The 18,044-nt window shown below is 55.3% G+C and carries 16 protein-coding genes; 6 read left to right on the forward strand and 10 right to left on the reverse strand.

Annotated elements, in window-relative coordinates; genetic code table 11:
* The first annotated feature begins 96 nt into the window (after positions 1–96).
* On the forward strand, positions 97–795 hold the full coding sequence (locus tag HQL65_16135) for a sulfite exporter TauE/SafE family protein (protein MBF0137759.1): 699 nt from the start codon (positions 97–99) through the stop codon (positions 793–795).
* Positions 796–809: 14 nt separating this feature from the next.
* Here the strand turns inward: HQL65_16135 and HQL65_16140 are convergent, their stop codons facing one another.
* Genes HQL65_16140 through HQL65_16150 form a run of 3 tightly spaced genes read right to left on the reverse strand, consistent with a single transcriptional unit; the run spans position 810 to position 1,758 of the window.
* On the reverse strand, positions 810–1,061 hold the full coding sequence (locus HQL65_16140) for a BrnA antitoxin family protein (protein ID MBF0137760.1): 252 nt from the start codon (positions 1,059–1,061) through the stop codon (positions 810–812).
* A gap of 3 nt (positions 1,062–1,064) precedes the next feature.
* Positions 1,065–1,328, reverse strand: a complete 264-nt coding sequence (locus HQL65_16145) for a BrnT family toxin (protein MBF0137761.1) — start codon at positions 1,326–1,328, stop codon at positions 1,065–1,067.
* Positions 1,309–1,758: a hypothetical protein gene (locus HQL65_16150; GenBank protein MBF0137762.1), complete on the reverse strand. Its 450-nt coding sequence runs from the start codon at positions 1,756–1,758 to the stop codon at positions 1,309–1,311. Before HQL65_16150 ends, HQL65_16145 begins: the two co-directional genes overlap by 20 nt.
* 460 nt (positions 1,759–2,218) lie before the next feature.
* Between HQL65_16150 and HQL65_16155 the strand changes: the two genes are divergently transcribed.
* Positions 2,219–3,421 carry a hypothetical protein gene (locus HQL65_16155; GenBank protein MBF0137763.1) on the forward strand — a complete coding sequence of 401 codons (1,203 nt, stop codon included), beginning with the start codon at positions 2,219–2,221 and terminating at the stop codon, positions 3,419–3,421.
* A gap of 102 nt (positions 3,422–3,523) precedes the next feature.
* Here the strand turns inward: HQL65_16155 and HQL65_16160 are convergent, their stop codons facing one another.
* Positions 3,524–4,465, reverse strand: a complete 942-nt coding sequence (locus HQL65_16160) for a homoserine kinase (GenBank protein ID MBF0137764.1) — start codon at positions 4,463–4,465, stop codon at positions 3,524–3,526.
* A 204-nt stretch (positions 4,466–4,669) separates the two neighbouring features.
* Here HQL65_16160 and HQL65_16165 point away from each other — a divergent pair, with 204 nt between their 5' ends.
* A complete protein-coding gene (locus HQL65_16165; protein MBF0137765.1) occupies positions 4,670–5,257 on the forward strand; it encodes a UbiX family flavin prenyltransferase in 588 nt (195 codons plus the stop codon).
* Positions 5,258–5,375: 118 nt separating this feature from the next.
* On the opposite strand, the gene HQL65_16170 is transcribed toward HQL65_16165, so the two are convergent.
* Positions 5,376–5,585 (reverse strand): hypothetical protein, encoded by a 210-nt coding sequence (locus HQL65_16170; GenBank protein ID MBF0137766.1) that lies wholly within the window; start codon positions 5,583–5,585, stop codon positions 5,376–5,378.
* A 170-nt stretch (positions 5,586–5,755) separates the two neighbouring features.
* Between HQL65_16170 and HQL65_16175 the strand changes: the two genes are divergently transcribed.
* From HQL65_16175 to HQL65_16185, 3 genes are all read left to right on the forward strand, one after another.
* Positions 5,756–6,736 carry a malate dehydrogenase gene (locus HQL65_16175; GenBank protein MBF0137767.1) on the forward strand — a complete coding sequence of 327 codons (981 nt, stop codon included), beginning with the start codon at positions 5,756–5,758 and terminating at the stop codon, positions 6,734–6,736.
* 50 nt (positions 6,737–6,786) lie between these two features.
* Positions 6,787–8,013 carry a cofactor-independent phosphoglycerate mutase gene (locus tag HQL65_16180; protein MBF0137768.1) on the forward strand — a complete coding sequence of 409 codons (1,227 nt, stop codon included), beginning with the start codon at positions 6,787–6,789 and terminating at the stop codon, positions 8,011–8,013.
* Between the two features lie 249 nt (positions 8,014–8,262).
* Positions 8,263–8,970 carry a hypothetical protein gene (locus HQL65_16185; GenBank protein MBF0137769.1) on the forward strand — a complete coding sequence of 236 codons (708 nt, stop codon included), beginning with the start codon at positions 8,263–8,265 and terminating at the stop codon, positions 8,968–8,970.
* Between the two features lie 27 nt (positions 8,971–8,997).
* Here the strand turns inward: HQL65_16185 and HQL65_16190 are convergent, their stop codons facing one another.
* From HQL65_16190 to HQL65_16210, 5 genes are all read right to left on the reverse strand, one after another.
* Complete coding sequence (locus HQL65_16190; GenBank protein ID MBF0137770.1) at positions 8,998–10,137, reverse strand: two-component system response regulator; 1,140 nt, start codon at positions 10,135–10,137, stop codon at positions 8,998–9,000.
* On the reverse strand, positions 10,137–12,044 hold the full coding sequence (locus tag HQL65_16195) for a HAMP domain-containing protein (GenBank protein ID MBF0137771.1): 1,908 nt from the start codon (positions 12,042–12,044) through the stop codon (positions 10,137–10,139). Before HQL65_16195 ends, HQL65_16190 begins: the two co-directional genes overlap by 1 nt.
* Before the next feature lie 5 nt (positions 12,045–12,049).
* On the reverse strand, positions 12,050–12,886 hold the full coding sequence (locus HQL65_16200) for a transporter substrate-binding domain-containing protein (protein MBF0137772.1): 837 nt from the start codon (positions 12,884–12,886) through the stop codon (positions 12,050–12,052).
* A gap of 117 nt (positions 12,887–13,003) precedes the next feature.
* Positions 13,004–16,531: a response regulator gene (locus HQL65_16205; protein ID MBF0137773.1), complete on the reverse strand. Its 3,528-nt coding sequence runs from the start codon at positions 16,529–16,531 to the stop codon at positions 13,004–13,006.
* Positions 16,532–16,536: 5 nt separating this feature from the next.
* Positions 16,537–17,574: an FIST C-terminal domain-containing protein gene (locus HQL65_16210; GenBank protein ID MBF0137774.1), complete on the reverse strand. Its 1,038-nt coding sequence runs from the start codon at positions 17,572–17,574 to the stop codon at positions 16,537–16,539.
* Positions 17,575–18,044 lie beyond the last annotated feature (470 nt).

The following is an 18,044-nucleotide window of genomic DNA, read 5'->3' on the forward strand; positions in this document are numbered from 1 at the left end:
AAGGGCACAGCCCTTCCTCCTGGACCTCCATCCCAGTTTTTTATTCGTTTTTTTTGAAATTAACAAGTTTTTTGACAACCTCTGGGACGATATTGAATGAACATGGATCATGCCATTTTGGCAGGCGGATCATGGATCGCCCCCTTGTTGCTTGGCTTGTCGAGCAGTTTGCACTGTCTTGGCATGTGTGGTGGCATCATCGGGGCCATCACCATGAGCCTGCCGGTGGAGGTGCGCGGCAACCGTTTTGCCTTGCTGCTTCACTTGTTGGCTCTCAGTCTGGGTCGTTTATGCAGTTACACGCTGGCCGGTGTCGGTGCCGGACTTTTGGGGCAGGGAACTTTCGGTTTGATTGGGCCTGCTGCCGGCCATCAGGTTTTGCAATTTTCGGCGGCTGTCGTTCTCATCATGGCCGGTATTCATCTTTCTGGCCGGTTTCCCAGCCTGGCGTTTCTGGAAAAGATTGGGGTTCCCCTCTGGTCCCGGATTGAACCCTTCTGGCGGCATTTGCTTCCCTTGCGTTCCCCGGTCCAGGGTATTTTCCTGGGAATTGTCTGGGGGTGGATGCCGTGCTTTCTTGTCTATGCGACGTTGTTGTTGAGTCTTACGATGGCGACGCCTCTTCAGGGGGGGTGGACGATGTTTCTGTTTGGCATCGGGACGCTGCCTGTGGTCATGGCTACTGGTTTTCTGACTGGTGTCATCATGCAGTGGCGACACAACATTTGGATGCGTTTGGTGGTCAGTGTTTTTCTGGTTGTGGCAGGTATTCTGACGTTGCCGGGCGTTGCATGATCCGTCTATATTTTTCAACCAACCGCTCTTAACTTTTCGTTTAGCGAGATATCTTTCAAAGATTGGCGGCGTTTTTCCACGTATTCACGCAGGGCATCATTCATCATCTGTTCGTAATCTCCGCCACCAGCATTTTCCACGTATTCCCTGAACCATGCGATGATATCGGCATCAATCCGGAAGATGAGACGTTCCGTTTTCCTGGTTTGCGGAATGATCGGTCCGCGTTTGGCATTGCTGAAATCAAAGCCTTCTTTCGTTTTCATGAATCACCCTTCATAAAGTTTTCGTTCCCACTTCACAGCTTTGCGGGCACTGATGAGACGGTGTCGATTGCCTCGATAGGTAAAAACTACTATCAGAATCCGACCTTTGCCATCCATACCAATAGACTGGAAACGTTGTTCTTCATGGCTGTCATCTTCAGAGACCATGGACATTGGATCTTTCAGAGCAATTACAGCGTCTGCAAATGAGACACCGTGCTTCAGTTTGTTCGCGCTTGCCTTGACCTTATCCCACTCGATGTCCATGGAAACAATAATGCAGTCGAGTGTTCCATCCGTCAATAATATTCCCTTGACAGATCTTTGCCACAAAAAGATTCCAGGGGTAGTTTAATCGCGAAAGTTTAGTCAAAATGACTGCGCCCTTGGCTTGCGCATCCCGCAAGGTGGGCGCATCGGGATGTGCTGATGCCAGAGCTAAGAGATCTTTGTAGAGCGCTCGCGCCGCGTCGATCTGCCCGGCGTTGCCATAAGCGTTGATCAAATTGACCGCGCCCTTGGCTTGCTCCTCCCGCAGGGTGGGGGCATCGGGATGTGCCGTGGCCAGAGCCGAGAGAGCCTCGTAGATCGTCCGCGCCTCGTTGATTTGCAGGGCACGGCCCAGCTCTCCGACAAGGCGCACGATCTCCGCATCCAAGGCCAAAGACGTTTGGCCAACCACTTCCTGCAAGGCCATTTGGCGACCGGGGGAGTTCGGGTTTGTTTCCCAATCCTGGAGGGCCTGGCTGACCTGATGGTCACGGCCAAACCGGTCCTTGATGACCAGTTTAACCTTGTCATAGGCGTCCTTGACCAGGGGAGCCGCAGCCTTGTCGGCAAGGTAGGGTTATGGCGGCCAGAAGGGTTGTGATCAGGGTATCCATACCACCACGGTACATTTTTTGTGATCCTGTTGTCAATATCGACGTAAAAGAGTATTTCGCCGTTTCAGCCCGGCGTCCAGATATGCGGGAAGTTCGGGGACCAGGTAACGCAAGCACGGAGTGTCCAAGTGTGCAGTGTCTGGATGCTGAAAAAAAGGGTGGAATTTTTGCTTGCCGGAGAGTATTTTGCCCAGATAAGAGAGGATGGGAGGAGATGGGCGGGCTATGCGCCGGCCATCATCTTCCCCGGGTTTATCCAGAAAGGTCATACGTATGTTGCACACATCTGCATTTGATGCCCATGCCTTCGTAAAACGCCTCAAATCGGTAGGGGTTTCAGAAGAACAGGCAGAGGTTCATGTCGATTTGATGGTTGAGTTTTTGGAGACCCGGTTGGCCACCAAAACCGACATGGCGCAGGTGGATGCGCGTATTCTGGAATTGAGTCGCGATATCAAGGATCTGGATGCCAAAAGTGAGGCCAGGTTGAAGGAAATTGACCTTCAGGGCGAGGCCAGGATGAAGGAAATTGACACCCAGAGCGAGGCCAGGCTGCGGGAGATCGATGCCCAGAGCGAGGTCAGACTCAGGGAACTGGATGGCAAAATCGAGACCTCCAAGCTTGAATTGATGCGTGATATCAATGAAATCAATATCAGGGGCGATGCCAGACTCAAGGAACTGGATGGTAAAATCGAGGCATCCAAGCTGGAATTGAAGCGTGATATCAAGGAACTTGATACCAAGAGCGAAGTCAGGTTGAAGGAGCTGGATGCCAAGAACGAAACCAGGCTGAAGGAGCTGGATGCCAAGAACGAAGCCAGGCTGAAAGAGTTGGATGCCAGGATCGAGGCATCCAAGCTGGAATTGAAGCGTGATCTCAAGGAGCTTGATACCAAGAGCGAAGTCAGGTTGAAGGAGTTGGATGCCAAGAACGAAGCTAGGCTGAAAGAGTTGGATGCCAAGAACGAAGCCAGGCTGAAAGAGTTGGATGCCAAGAACGAAGCCAGGTTGAAAGAGTTGGATGCCAAGAACGAGGTTTCCAAACTCGAATTAATGCGTGATATCAAGGAGCTTGACGCCAAAAGCGAGGCTTCCAAACTCGAATTGAAGCGTGATATCAAGGAGCTTGACGCCAGAAGCGAAGCCAGGTTGAAGGAGTTGGATGCCAGGAGTGAGGCTTCCAAACTCGAATTGAAGCGTGATATCAAAGAGCTTGACACCAGGAACGAAACCAGGCTCAAGGAACTGGATAACAAGATCGACACCTTCAGGCTGGAATTGAAGCGCGACATCAAGGAGCTTGACGCCAAATTCGAAGCCAGGATGAAAGAGTTGGACATCAGCTTGCGCCGGGAAATTGCAGAAACCAGGAGTGACTTGATCAAATGGATGGTGGGTGTCTCTTTGGCAACTTCCGGTGCGGTTGTGGGGATCCTGTTTGCCCTGTTGCGGGTTGTGCCACACGTTCCCTGAACGGACCGTTTCTGGTGGGATCATGTATTGTCGTAAGTATGATTTTTATATTATAAAAGATTTCTTAAGTTGTTTTACGGCATTGAATGCACGTGTGGTGGATCATCTGGATTTCTGGAAAAATTGCAGACGTTTCAGATAGGGCGCGGGGGATTTATGGGTGATTGTCTGGCCCTGACGGGGGAAGGCCTGGTCGCGCAGGCGCGTCAATAAAAAGCGTATGCTGGCAGCCCTGGAGGCGGCATTTTTCCATAAGTTTTCCTCCCGGGTCAGGGGGCGGACGGTCTGATAACCCTGCTCAAGGGCGGCAAACTGATCCGGTAAATGATTCCCATTGGCATCAAAACCCCAGGCGGTCAGGGCTATGGCCAGGTCGTAAAGCCAGCGTTCCAGGCAGGCATAATGAAAATCGATGACCCCGACCGGAACCAGGTCGGCAAACAACACATTGTCGGGAAACAGATCCCCGTGACACACCCCGCCGGGCAGATCCAGGCGGAAAAAACTTTCTTCAAGGGTGGTCAATTCGGTTGTGAGCAGATCGAGGGTGGTTGGATCGTCACGCGCCAGAACCGGTTGCAGCCGCTCCAGGAGACGACGGCAGGCCGGGGGACCCATGGGGTTGGGGCGCGGATTGGGAAAGTCCTGCCCGGCAAGATGAATCCTGGCCAGCAAGGCCCCGGCCTGGGTGCAGTGGGCGGGCGTGGGGGCCAGGGCGTGTGCGCCCGGCAGACAGGTGACAAGCAGGGCCGTGCGTGACTGAATCTGGTGCAAAAGCTGCCCGTGTCGATCCGGCAGGGGTCGGGGAGCGGGAATGTGACGGTCGGCCAACCAGGTCGTCAGTCGGAGCAGATGTTCCATATCCCGGGCCTGGATGGCATCTTCGACCAGGGTCAGGACAAACCGCCCCTGCTCCGTGTCGAGAAAAAAATTGCTGTTGTCCACGCCCAGGAGAATTCCCTCCAGCCGCAAGGGACGACCGATGGCATACCCTTGCAAAAAGGGTTCAAGATCGGCAACGCTCAGCGGGGTATAAACAGACACGACACCACCTGTCGCACGCGAGAAGAGAGACGCTCCATGACCCATTCCGGGCAGAAAAACAGCGAATTCCCGGGTCAGAATTCTGGCCCGGCAACCCCGGCAATACCGGCAACCCCGGCAATACCCGCAACCCCGGCAATACCGGCAACATCAGCGATACCGACAACAGTTTCCGTCAGCCCGTCACGTCCCATTCTTGTAGCCATGACCGGGGCATCCGGTTCTGCGTATGGCCTGGGTCTCGTGCAGGCCTTGCTGGCGGCGCAGCAGCGGGTGGACCTGCTCCTCTCCGATGCGGCCTTGCAGGTGCTTGCCCAGGAGTGTGACCTGAAATGGCCGGCTGACACAACCGCCCGGCAACATGTTCTCGCCGACTATTTTGGTGCCGGTCTGGATCGGTTGCGCCACTATGGCCTGACCGACTGGTATGCCCCGGCAGCTTCGGGGTCCGGGGGCGGGGGGCGCATGGTGATCTGTCCCTGTTCCATGGGAACCCTGGGTGCCCTGGCCCACGGCATTTCCGACAATCTGATCCGCCGGGCCGCCGATGTCGTCCTCAAGGAAGGCGGGCAACTGCTCCTGGTGCCCCGGGAAACCCCCCTCACCATCATCCACCTGGAAAACATGGTGCGTCTGGCCCGGATCGGGGCCATCATATTGCCCGCTTCGCCCGGCTTTTATCACCGTCCGGCCACCGTGAATGACCTGGTCGATTTTATCGTGGAACGCATCCTGACGCGCCTGGGAATCCCCGGGAGACCCTCCCCCCTTTGGCCGCCTGCCGCCGGATAGGCTGGAGGATTCAGACTGGAGGCCGGAGGCTGTTGGGTTCAGGCTGGAGACTGGAGGGTTCAGGCTGGAGACTTCAGACAGGAGGTTCAGGCTGGAGACTGGCACCTGGGGCCTTGTCTCACTCCTCGATGGTCAACTCCTCGGCATCCGTGGCCAGAATTTCCATGCCGTAGAGAGGCATCAGGTCGGGACCGGGGTCAAAGCCATACATCTGATGCAGTTCCCAACGGACATCCTTGGCCTGGTCAGGTGTCAAACGAATGCCGAGAGGTTGGCGGCCATCCTTTTCAAAGGATTCCTTGAGAGAGAATATTTTTTTGAGTAGCATAGGGAGGTTTGGGCTTTGTTGTCCTCTCTCCATTTGCGACCGTTTGCCTTGTCAATCAAGCCACGGGTGGCAAGTGGAGAACCTGTTTATGGTCGATGGTGACAACCCATGATGGAACGGTTGCGCCATCAGCGTAAAGGTTAATTCCAGATGCGAGGGGAGTGTGACGTATGGCCGATCCAATCCGTGTAGCTGTAACAGGAGCCGCTGGACAGATTGCGTACAGTATGCTGTTTCGTTTGGCGTCAGGGGAAATTTTTGGCAAGGACCGGCCCATTGAACTGCGCCTGCTCGAAATTCCACCGGCCATGGGTGCCCTGTCGGGCGTGGTGATGGAACTCGACGATTGTGCATTCCCCACCCTCAAAGGTGTCGTAGCCACCGACAATCCGGAAGTGGCCTTCGATGGCATCAACTGGGCACTCATGGTGGGTTCACGCCCCCGGGGACCCGGCATGGAACGGGCCGACCTGATCAAGGTCAATGGACCCATCTTCGTCGGCCAGGGCAAAGCCTTGAACAAAGCCGCCTCGGATGTTCGCATCCTGGTGGTGGGCAACCCCTGCAATACCAACTGCCTCATCGCCATGAAAAACAGCGATGTCCCCAATGACCGCTTCCAGGCCATGATGGCCCTCGACCAGAATCGGGCCAGGACCATGCTCGCCAAAAAGGCCGGCGTTCCCCTGACCCAGGTGACCAACGTCACCATCTGGGGCAATCACTCCAACAATCAATACCCGGACTATGAAAATGCCCGCATCAAGGGAAAACCGGTTCCGGAAGTGATCACCGATGAACAATGGCTGAAGGAGACCTTCACCAAGGATGTCCAGAATCGTGGTGCAGCGGTCATCAAGGCTCGTGGTGCCTCCAGTGCCGCCTCGGCTGCCAATGCCGCCCTGGACGGGGTCATGCGCACCCTCTCCGCCACCCCGGCTGGGGATTGGTTCACCTCGGCCATCTGCTCCAAGGGCGAATATGGCGTGGACAAGGATTTGATTTTCGGCTTCCCCCTTCAGGCCAAAGGGGATGGCACCCTGAAAGTGGTGGAAGGCGTGCCCATCTCCGCCGCCGGTAAAGTCAAGTTCGATCACGTCCTGAACGAGCTGCGTCAGGAACGGGATGTCGTGAAGGATTTGCTGGGCTAGAATGCGTTCCGGGGGGCTGCTAGGCCCCCCGGAGAAACAAGGAAACCAGGATGAAGTTTGTCATTTTTTTGGGGGACGGCATGAGCGACCGCCCCTTGCCGGAGCTGGACAATCGGACCCCCCTGATGGTCGCCAGAACCCCCAATCTGGATCGCATGGTGCGCGAAGGGATCGGCGGCTGGTCCAAAAACACCCCCGATGGCTATTATCCGGGCAGCGATATCGCCAATCTGGGTGTGCTGGGCTATGACGTGACCCGGGGCTACTCCGGACGCAGCCCCCTGGAAGCCGCCGCCATGGGTGTGACATTGCACCCCGAAGATGTGGCGTTTCGCTGCAATCTGGTCTCCCTGTCGGAAGATTTCCAGATCATGGAGGATTTTGCGGCAGATCACGTCTCAACTGCCGAAGCGACGGAATTAATTCATTTTATCAATAAAAAGCTGGGGAGTACATCCCTGCAATTCTATCCTGGCGTCAGCTATCGCCACCTTCTTGTGTGGCGTGGCGGAGGGGACCGGATCAAGGCGGTGCCACCCCACGATATTTCAGATCGTCCCATTGCGGGCCATCTGCCGGTCGGCGCGGACGCGGCTCCCATTGTGCAATTGATGCAGGACTCCTGGAAAATTCTGGCCGACCATCCGGTCAACCGGAAACGCCGGGCCGCCGGCCACAAATCAGCCAACAGCATCTGGCTATGGGGCCATGGCCGCAAACCCAACCTGGCCCTGTTTCGGGACCAGTTCGGTCGCAGTGGTGGCATGATCTCTGCCGTTGACCTGATGCGGGGCATTGCTGTCCACATCGGCATGGAAGTGATCCATGTCCCCGGGGCGACAGGGTGGATCGATACCGATTATCAAGGCAAGGCCCAGGCCTGCCTGGAAGGATTGACCCGCCACGACCTGATGTTTGTCCATGTCGAATCCATGGATGAATCGGGTCATGCGGGCCGGTTGGACTACAAAATCAAGGCTATCGAGGATTTCGATGCCAAGGTGGTGGGGGGCGTTCTGGATGGCTTGATACAGCGGGGTGAACCCTTCCGGGCACTCTCCCTGCCGGATCACCCCACCCCCATTGCCACCAAGACCCATAACTCGGATCCGGTTCCCTTTGCCCTGTATGGCCACGAGGTCATGCCCGATCACAACACCACCTACGACGAAAATCTCCTCCAAACCGGCAGCCACGCCTTCGATCCCGGTTACCAGCTCATGCCAGCCTTCCTGGCCTGGAAAGAACTGGGACGGCAGGCTGCGGTGAAGCCGTGAATTTGATATCTTGAGTTATTGTAACTATTCAGCTCTTCCCATTAAAAAACGTTATCTTTCATATCAAATCCTTTTTTTGCAAGGGTTCTGAATAGTTACGAATTATCTTCACCTGTCTGGTGCAAGATCGTTTGAGATTTCAAATTGCAGACAGACTGTGGGAGAATCAGGTGGTGGAATTGGGATTGTTTCCCATGTGAGTTTATCTGGTAGAATTGGTACAAGTTCTTCTCATCATCTGAGGATACCATGCCTGACGCCACAGAAATTGTAACACTGAATGATGTCTGGAAAGCCTTCCTGGAAACCGACCGCCGGATGAGGGAGGCTGACCGTCTGATGCAGGAGCGGATGCAGGAGCAGAGGCAGGAGCATGATCGCCGAATGCAAGAGCATGATCGCCGAATGCAGGAGCGGATGCAGGAGCATGATCGCCGGATACAGGAGAATGACCGCCAGATGCAGGAGACCCGCCGGATGATTCGTGAGATGTCGGCTGAGACCGACAAGGAAATCAAGGCTGTCAACAAGCAGATCGGTCAGTTGGGTGGTCGGTTGGGTGAATTCGTCGAGGAGATGATCAAACCAACCTGTATCGCGATGTTTCAGGCGCGTGGCATTCCGGTGGATGAAATCTTCTCCCGCGCCAAAAAGAAGGTCGGCGGGGAAACGATGGAGATCGACTTGTTGCTGGCCAATACGGTTGCGGCTGTCCTCATCGAGGTCAAGAGCCATTTGACCGCCGAGGATGTCCAACACCATCTCAAAAAACTGCCCCGTTTCAAGTCATTTTTTCCCAGGTTTGCGGATTGTCGGATCTATGGAGCGGTTGCCGGCATGGTGATCGCTTCCGAGGCAGACCGTTTTGCCATGCATCAGGGCTTGTTCGTGATCGCGCAGAATGGTGAGAACGTCGGATTGGCCAACGAGCCGGATTTCGTACCCAGGCACTGGTGAATCCGGTTTGAGTACGGTTTGCCTTTTTCAGGAATATTTTTCGAAGGTGTTGGTGTGCAACGCATCTTCTGTCGCGTGTGCGTCACTGTAGGATGCGGCGATGGCTTGGAAGGCTTCCTGTTCGGCAACGAAGGCATCCAGAATATCCGGATCGAAATGGCTCCCTTTGCCATTCATAATGATTTCGACGGCCTTTTGGTGGGAGAAGGGTGGCTTGTAGACGCGCCGACTGATCAAGGCATCGTAGACATCGGCCAGGGCCATGAGGCGGGCCGAGAGGGGAATGTCACGCCCGGACAGACCAAGAGGATAACCCGATCCATCCCATTTTTCATGATGGCTGTAGGCAATTTCGCGGGCCAGGCGCAGGAACGAGTTGTCATGATCGCTGGCCCCTTCTTCGGCGGCCAGAATGGCATTTCTGCCCAGATCCGGATGCTTTTTCATGATTTCGAATTCGGCATCGGTCAATTTGCCGGGTTTGAGGAGAATGGCATCGGGGATGCCAACCTTGCCAATGTCATGCAACGGAGCTGATTTGAACAGCAGGTCGATGGTGCGGTCATCGAGAACTGCCGCATAGTCAGGGTGGGAACGCAATCGTTCTGCCAGAACCCGTATGTATCCTTGTGTGCGACGAATATGGTTACCGGTTTCATTGTCACGGGTTTCGGCCAGAGAGGCCAGGGCGCGGATGGTGACATCCTGGGTATGAACCACTTCCCGGGTGCGTTGGGCAACCAGATGTTCGAGTTCAAGATTGTGTTCGCGCAAGGCACGCTGGGTCTGGATCAGGGCAATATGTGTCCGAACCCGGGCCAGAACGACCGGGGGTGAAATCGGTTTGGTGATATAGTCAATCGCTCCGGCCTCGAATCCCTGGGCCTCGTTGTGCGGTTGCCCGAGCGCCGTGACAAATATGATGGGAATATGGGCCAATCTGGCATCCTGTTTCAGATGCCGACACACCTCCAGCCCATCCATATCCGGCATCATGACATCCAGCAAGATCAAATCCGGCTGTGGGCCTGCCGCGATTCGAGCCAGGGCAAGCGGTCCGCTTTTGGCGACACTGATGGAATAGTCATCACGCAAAATACTCGAAAGAACCTTTAAATTGATCGGTTCATCATCCACCAGCAGAATGTGACTTTGGGTCGTGTTCATCAAAATGTCTCCAGCGAGGATGCCAGACTCTGACGCAAGGTCTCGAGTACAAGGGCAGCATCTTCGAAATCATACTGATTTGCAAGACGGGAAATGGTGGCTGCCGGTGCGGCAAGCGTCGAGTGGGCCAACAGCCGGGCCAACTCTTCGGCCAGCTCTCCGGCATTCGGATCGGATGCTTGAAACAATCCAAGCAGCCGTTCGGCAGTCTCTTGGGCCTGGACCCATGCAGAGTCTGGCATTGCACAAGATACGGGTGGCAGGGGGGTAACGTCGTGGGCCTGGACCGTTGAAGAGTTCAGCGTTGCACAAGATGCGGGTGGTAAGAGGGGGGGCATGTCGGTGGCTACCGATGTGCTGGTTGCCTGGGAAGGAATGTCGTCCGTGCAGGTGGGCAGAGGAAGGCGGATGAAAAAGGTGCTGCCACTGCCATGGGTGCTTTCAACACAGATCTCTCCTCCCATGAGATTCAGCAGTTGTCGGCAAATGGCCAACCCCAACCCGGTTCCGCCGTAGCGGCGGGTGGAAGAACCGTCAACCTGTCTGAACGGCTGGAACAGTTTGGCCACCTGTTCCGGGGTCATGCCGATGCCTGTATCGCGTACCGAAAAATCGACAACGAAGATTCCCGGGGGGTCGATCATCCCCTTGCAGGAGATGACCAATCCTCCCTGGAGCGTGAATTTGCAGGCATTGTCGATCAGGTGCGACAAGACCTGTGTCAGGCGCACGGGATCTCCCAACAGAACCGGGGGAAAGTCGGATGCCATCTCCAGAGTCATCTGGAGTCCTTTTGCCTGCACCTTGGCCAGGGTCGAGGTCTGCAAATTCCGGATGATTTTCTCCAGGGAAAACGGGACCTGTACGACAGTCAGCCTGCCGGATTCAATATTGGAAAAATCGAGAATATTATTGACGATCTTGAGCAGATCATGGATGGCATTGCTTATTCTGTCAGTATAATCGATTTGTTGATGATCAAGATTGGTTTTTTTGAGCAGGTGGTTGAAACCGACCACGGCGTTCATGGGGGTGCGGATTTCGTGGCTGACATTGGCCAGAAAATCACTTTTGAGGCGATTGGCCATTTCTGCGGCCAGTTTGGCTTCCTGCATCTCCTGGTTGGCCGTGGTCAACTCCCGGGTGCGTGCCTGCACCAGAGCTTCGAGCTGATCACGATGCCGGACAAGTTGATCCTTCAACCGGGTCATTTCCGTGAAGTCATGTTGCAGGCGGGTTTGCATATGGTTGATGCCTTGGGCCAACAGACCCAGTTCATCCCGGCTTTGGGCCTCGGCGAGGGGTGGGTGATGGAGGTTGGTTCCCAACTCGTGTACCTGCCGGACAAAAATGGCGAGGCGTTGCAGGACCAGATGTCGGAAAGCCGCCGTGAACAACAGACTCAGACACAATACTTCAAGCGTGGCGGTAATCAATATGTCCAGGGCCTGACGGGTCAGGGTCTGGTGCAGGGCATTCTGGTCGGCGGCCAGTTCCAGCCGGCCTAATTCCCGTCGGGCAGGGTTGGCATGCGGTTCGACCAGATGGATGGTGAGAATTTCTCCGCCCATGGAAGCGGTTCCGGCAACAAACTCTCTTCCTGCACTGTCAGGCCCCAGATCCGTGATCAATCTGGCATGGGCAAGGCCCGGAAATGTCACGATACTGTCCAATTGTGCCTTGATGCTGAGCGCATCCTCGTTCCAGACGGCCACTTCGAGCGGTGATTTGAACCCGTTGGCCACCGCCGCCAGGGTGCGTTTCTGGTTGGTCACTTCCCGGCCATGGTCCTGCCACATTTGCAAGCCGGCCAGCAAGGGAATGAAAAACAGGGCAAAGATGATCAACCAGAAGATGAATTTGACGATCAGGGAGCGTCGCAAAACCGGGAATAGAGAAATCTTCATGGTTCTCATGGTGCTTTTTGTTCGGTCAGGCCGTAGCGGGCCAGAATGGCAGCCAGCTCTCCTTTTTGCCGCAGGGTTTCGACACCGGTTGAAAGCGTTTCTGCCCACTTTGCCGAATTCTTGTCGGCGGGAGAAAAGCCGATATACACGCCATTCGGTCGGCCCAGGGTGGCCAGGTCGATTTTGTCCGAAAGATGGAGTTGTTGGATGAGATATTTCAGGACCGCATGACTGTCGATTGCCAGCTCAACCCGGCCAGCCAGCAATTTTTTCAGGTTGGCGAGACCGGCATGGTCGCCGGTATTGGCCTGGATATGTTGTGTGTTGTGGGCATGGCTTTGCAGATAGGCATCAACCTCGCCTTCGTCGTAATGGTAATCCTTGATTGTGGCAATCTTGTACGGGTCGAGAGATTGAGGTCCCTGATAGTGGAAATTCAGACCTTTGTTGAAAGCGAAACCGGTATCCATCCAGGCGACCGGATTTTTGCCATAGATCAGATCAGGGGCTTCCGAGGGCACGGCACCGACGGCACCGGTCACATGTCCCTTGCGGACTTCATGGAGCGTCCGGCTCCAGGGCATGGTCTGGTAGTTGATGGTGTGTCCGAGAGGGGTGAAAACGGCACGGGCAATGTCGATGATCAAGCCGGGTTTGTCCGAGTCTGGATCGCAATTGTAGGGACACCAGGCATCGGCTCGCAGAGTGATGACCTCGGCCTGGACCTGCGGAACGAAGAGGAGGAGGGCCATCAGCAGAACAAGACCGGCGCAACGGGGTGGCTTGGCAATGGGTCGGCAGTATTTTTTCGCGGGTGGCATGAGACTGGGCCTGGGTTTCATGGAGCTATCCTGTAAGGGTGGCATGGGCATGGACCTGGGCTGTATGGGTCTTTCTCACATGGACAACGTGGTTTTGGACATAAGCTCTGTTCCTGTCGGATTTATCCCGGATAGGGGTCATGTTTCCAGGTGTTTTACCAGGGTCTGACGCAACGTGGCGAGGGCGGCGGTTGCATCGGCAAAATCGAAGGCACCGACATGACGGTACACGGCGTCGGCTGAAGAGGAGTACGGCGTCTCCGCCAGGAGTGTCACCAACTCTTCGGCACTGTGTTCGGCATCGGGATCATCCGTCGCCAGGAGTTTGGCGAGCTGGTCCAGTGTTACCTGGATACGCTCCCTTTGCTCTTTGGTCAAATCCGTTGAGCCGGTTTTTGTTGCGGGGTGCCGGACAGTGGGACTTTTGGCAAGAGTTTGAATGCTACCGGTAACAACCTCCAGGGATTGCGATAACTGGTCCAGCAGGGAGTCGAGGGTTGTGGGGTCAGGTGGTGAAACGCCATCATGAACGTGGGTGGTGAGTCGTTCCAAGTCGCCGGATACCTTGGCGAGTTCGAGGGCACCGATGGTGGACGCGGTTCCTTTGAGAGAATGGGCCATGCGGTTGACGGTTTGCCATGCGCCTTGTGCCACGTTTTCCCGGATTGTTGCGGCACTGTTGTGATGCCTGTCGGCAAAATCCAGGAGTATTTTGTGCAACAGGGTCAGGTTGTCACTGACATGGCGCCGGGCGGCATCGAGATCAATACCCGGCAGATGATCCGGAAAAGGTAATGCGGCTGTCATGTCGGGATCTTTCTCAATGGAATCAAATGGTATATCCGTTGTTTCCGGCTGGGGACCCGGTTCGGTCAACCAGCGGGAAAGGACCATGCGCAGGGTTGCCGGGTCGATGGGTTTGGCCACATGGTCATTCATGCCGGCGGCCAGACAGCGCTCCCGGTCGCCGGTCATGGCATGGGCGGTCATGGCGATGATGGGCAATTGCTCCAGACCCAGCTCCCGGCGAACGGTGTCCGTGGTCTGGTAACCATCCATGCCCGGCATCTGAATATCCATCAATACAGCATCGAATCGATGATGTTTCAGACAAGAAATGGCCTCTTCACCGCTGCCGGCCAGTGTGGTTCTGACGCCCATGAGATCAAGCAGGCCGCAGGCGACCTGTTGATTGATGCTGTTGTCTTCGACCAGCAATATTTGTTTTCCTCGCAAGGCCGGGGCGTGACTGGAACCGGCTGGAGGGGAGGTGACCTGGCCAACCTGTTGGCCAACCCGGTGGATATCATGATCGATTTTGTTGGGAGGATCCAGGGCGTGGACCAGGGCATTGAACAGGGTGGAGGGGGTGATCGGTTTTTCCAGGACGGCCACCACCTGTTCCTCGCCCAGGGCGGTTTGTATCGCTTCCACGCCATGGGCGGTCATCATGATCGTGTGGGGATGTGGGGTCGGCAGGCGACACATCTGCCGGAATGTTTCGATACCATCCAGGTCGGGCATCTGCCAGTCCAGCAGGAGCAGACGAATGGGAGGGGCCTGGCCGGTGGCACCGGCGATCAGACGTCTCAGGGCGGCCTTGCCTCCGTCGGCCAACTCCACCTGCACACCAAAATGTGTCAGCATGTCCGCCAGGATGGTACGCACGACGTCGTTGTCGTCCACGACGAGAATATGGACATTTTGCATCGCGACGGGCAGGTGCCGGGGAACGGTTTCCTGACTGCTGATCTGGAGTGGAACCTGGAAATGAAATGTGCTGCCAACACCGGCGACACTTTCGACCAGTATCTGACCGCCCATCAACCCGACCAGTTGCCGACAAATGGCCAGGCCAAGGCCGGTTCCACCATAACGGCGGCTGGACGAACTGTCGGCTTGAATGAACGGTTGAAAGAGTTGCGACATCTGGGATTCCGTCATGCCGATACCCGTGTCACGGACCCTGAAATCGAGACGAAAGTGACCTTCATCCTGGGGGTTGCCCCGAATGGTGATCGTGACGGAACCCTGCTCGGTAAACTTGACGGCATTGGCGGCCAGGTTGAGCAACACCTGCCGCAATCGTAAAGGATCACCGATCAGCACTTGGGGCAGATTTGCCTGTAAATCAAATACCAGTTCCAGTCCTTTTTCCCTGATTCTGGACTGAATGACAGGGGTAATTTCCTGCAAGAGATCGGCAAGAGAGAATGGAATGGATTCCATGGTGAGTCTGCCGGCCTCGATTTTGGAAAAATCGAGAATATCATTGATGATGCCCAGCAGATTACGGGATGAGTGATCGATTTTGAGCAGATAATCGCGCTGAATGGGGGTCAGATCGGTTTGCATGAGCAGATGGCTCAGGCCGATCACGCCATTCATGGGTGTGCGTATCTCATGGCTCATGTTGGCCAGGAAGTTGCTTTTGAGCTGATTGGCATGTTCGGCGATTTCCTTGGCTTTTTTCAGGTCCTGGAGAATTTCCTGCCGTGCGGTGATATCCTGAAAAACGGAAACCGAGCCAACCATTCTGTTGCCTTCCAACAGTGGGACCGAGACAATCGATATGGGAAATCGGGAGCCGTCGCGGCGAATGAATGTTTCGGTTTCCGATTTGAAAATCCTGCCCTGGGCAATGGTGGTCAGAATCGGGCAGGCATGCCGGTCCAGTCGTTTGCCCTCCTGGTCTTCGTAATGAATGATGTCGTGAAATGATTGATCTCTGACTTCGTCGAGCGACCAGCCCAGCAGGCGTTGGGCTTCGGGATTCAGGAATGTGCAGTAACCATGGGCATCGAGGTGATAGACCCCTTCGCCCATGGCATCGGTGATGCTTTGCAGGAAGCGGCGCTGTTCGACCAGCTCCGCTTCCATGGTTTTCTGGAAGGTGATATCGGTACGGATGGCAATGTACTGGTCCGGTTTTCCTGCGGCATCGTGCAGGGGGACGATGGTGGCCGAAACCCAGTACAGAGATCCGTTTTTGGTCCGGTTGCAAATCTCACCATGCCAGACATGGCCACCCTGGATGGTGCGCCACATTTCCTGGTAAAGGGAAGGGGGGTGGATTCCGGAGCTGACGATGCGATGGTTCTGGCCGATCAGTTCGGCACGGGTATAGCCTGATATTTCACAAAATTTGTCATTGGCGTACAGAATGGTTGCCGCCGTATCGGTGATGCTGACGATGGCATGTTGATCGAGGGCAAATTTCTGGAGTTCCAGGTTGCGCTGGGCAGTGGCTCGTTCCGTGACAATGGTGGCCACCAGGTTGGAAAGTTGTTGCAGGCTGTTGGCATCATTGCCCAATTCAGGTTTGCCGTCGCTGCGGAGCAGACGGTTGGCTGTTTCTCGCAGGGAGCCGATGGCCACGCTTTGGGCCGTCGTTTCGTGCCGCAAGCGTTCATTGGCATCGGCCAACTCCCGGGAGCTGAGTTGCAGGCTGCGGGCACGAATGTCGAGATCACGGTCAAATTGTTGGTAGCTCTGTTCGATCCGGTCCAGGAACAGACCGATCCGGGTCAGAAAGCGGATCACCTTTTCCGACATGCCAGGAGTATGCGCGGCCAGTTCATGCAGGGCCTGTTGCAGGCTGTCAAGCTCCGTGGGAGATTCGATACCCAGAACTTTTTTCAGTTGATTTTGTAACAGGGGATGCATCTGGATCAGGTCTCGGTCAGCAGGGTGACAGTCATGGTCTGGTTGTGCAGCTTGCATGTCCGGAAACCTTCCATGGGGCAGATTTCGCCATAGGAATAGAAACCGGCATAGACAAAGCCCGGGCCAACCCGGTTGACGACGGCCATGATTTCATCATCGGTCTGGTCGCCCATGACCAGCTTGCGACCGACACAACTGACCAGAAGAGCCAATCCCTGACCAGTCGATGCTTTTTGGCCAAGTTGCGTCATGCTGGTATCGGCTGCCAGTTGGGCACCGTGAATCAGGGCACGGGTGGTGGCATGCATCAGCCGTAGATAACCGTTTGTTTCGATGGATCCGGCCAGGATCAGACTGCCTGTGGAGGCGTCGATACCCAGAATGGTGCGGATCAATCCCAATGTTGAATGATGTTCGTTCAGGATTTCCAGCGGAAAGAGCAGACCCGATGCCGGGAGGTCCCGGGCATGGTCACCCAGATACCGTCGATAGATATCCAGCGCGGACTCACCATCCAACTCGAAGAGAATATTGCCCTCTGCCCGGGTGATCTTGCGGTAGGGTCCAAACGGTTCCCAGCCGCCGAACGATCCATGACCGAGGCGAATCCGGTTGCCATACAAGCCGACGGCGACGACCTTGCGGTCTGAGATGCCAGATCCCGACAAGACCCAGGTACGTTGGAAGGCACTTCCGTCCCCGGCCAGACCTCCTGAAATGGGAACATCGCTGCCGATCCGGGAAACAACCCCCTCGATCAGATCACTGCCGTTGATCTGCAAACCGATGCCAAACATCAGGACGCCGGCCAGATCATCCCCGGCCAGTGCCTGCCCGAGTGCTTCGCCGGTGTGGCGTGAGGCATCCATGTCGCCGATATCGGCATCCACCACCCGCACGGTTGTATGGTCAAAATGGATCGCTGTCAGCAGGCAACTTCTATCGAGCAGACCATCCCGGAAAATTTCGCCTGCGGTCGAGCATCCAACCAGTTGGGCACGGGGATAGTCTGCTTGCAGGTGCGAAAAAAAATCCGGATTCATAAAAAATTGCCTGTCACAAAACACCAGAACCAGATTTGCCTTTCCCGCTGCGTCGTCAAGCCTGTTGCACGTGGTTTCGGTGGTGGATTGGACAGCATGTTGCCATATTTGCATTTTGATCATCCCTCATACCTGGTCGGAAACCTTGCCATGCATCCCATGATCGGGCAACATGTTTTAATCTTCTTCACTATAGAGAGATCAATTAATTAAGGGAAGACCCTCATCCCAAGGCATTTCAGTAGAATCCACGAAAATGATCCTTTTGCCAAGGTGGACAATACAGGCACTTTTGCAAGATCGGACGGTACCAGATTTTTGAAAAAACTTGAATTAATCGAGTTGTTTGATTATTCTGACCGTATCATTGGAGATTTGTTGAGGTTACTTTATCTACCGGGTTGGGGGGTTGCCAATGGCTGTTCTGGATATGAAAGTCGGCTCGAAGTTGGGTATGGCATTTGGCTTGA

It is taken from the genome of Magnetococcales bacterium, assembly GCA_015228935.1.
Lineage (GTDB): Bacteria > Pseudomonadota > Magnetococcia > Magnetococcales > DC0425bin3 > HA3dbin3.

What these genes read in the sequence shown, in the direction of transcription:
- HQL65_16175 (MBF0137767.1), top strand. Translation starts at nt 5,756, where the DNA reads ATGGCCGATCCAATCCGTGTAGCTGTAACAGGAGCCGCTGGACAGATT.
- HQL65_16190 (MBF0137770.1), bottom strand. Translation starts at nt 10,137, where the DNA reads ATGAACACGACCCAAAGTCACATTCTGCTGGTGGATGATGAACCGATC.
- HQL65_16205 (MBF0137773.1), bottom strand. Translation starts at nt 16,531, where the DNA reads ATGCATCCCCTGTTACAAAATCAACTGAAAAAAGTTCTGGGTATCGAA.
- HQL65_16165 (MBF0137765.1), top strand. Translation starts at nt 4,670, where the DNA reads ATGACCGGGGCATCCGGTTCTGCGTATGGCCTGGGTCTCGTGCAGGCC.
- HQL65_16170 (MBF0137766.1), bottom strand. Translation starts at nt 5,585, where the DNA reads ATGCTACTCAAAAAAATATTCTCTCTCAAGGAATCCTTTGAAAAGGAT.
- HQL65_16145 (MBF0137761.1), bottom strand. Translation starts at nt 1,328, where the DNA reads ATGGACATCGAGTGGGATAAGGTCAAGGCAAGCGCGAACAAACTGAAG.
- HQL65_16135 (MBF0137759.1), top strand. Translation starts at nt 97, where the DNA reads ATGAACATGGATCATGCCATTTTGGCAGGCGGATCATGGATCGCCCCC.
- HQL65_16155 (MBF0137763.1), top strand. Translation starts at nt 2,219, where the DNA reads ATGTTGCACACATCTGCATTTGATGCCCATGCCTTCGTAAAACGCCTC.
- HQL65_16185 (MBF0137769.1), top strand. Translation starts at nt 8,263, where the DNA reads ATGCCTGACGCCACAGAAATTGTAACACTGAATGATGTCTGGAAAGCC.
- HQL65_16210 (MBF0137774.1), bottom strand. Translation starts at nt 17,574, where the DNA reads ATGAATCCGGATTTTTTTTCGCACCTGCAAGCAGACTATCCCCGTGCC.
- HQL65_16150 (MBF0137762.1), bottom strand. Translation starts at nt 1,758, where the DNA reads ATGGCCTTGCAGGAAGTGGTTGGCCAAACGTCTTTGGCCTTGGATGCG.
- HQL65_16195 (MBF0137771.1), bottom strand. Translation starts at nt 12,044, where the DNA reads ATGAAGATTTCTCTATTCCCGGTTTTGCGACGCTCCCTGATCGTCAAA.
- HQL65_16200 (MBF0137772.1), bottom strand. Translation starts at nt 12,886, where the DNA reads ATGAAACCCAGGCCCAGTCTCATGCCACCCGCGAAAAAATACTGCCGA.
- HQL65_16180 (MBF0137768.1), top strand. Translation starts at nt 6,787, where the DNA reads ATGAAGTTTGTCATTTTTTTGGGGGACGGCATGAGCGACCGCCCCTTG.
- HQL65_16140 (MBF0137760.1), bottom strand. Translation starts at nt 1,061, where the DNA reads ATGAAAACGAAAGAAGGCTTTGATTTCAGCAATGCCAAACGCGGACCG.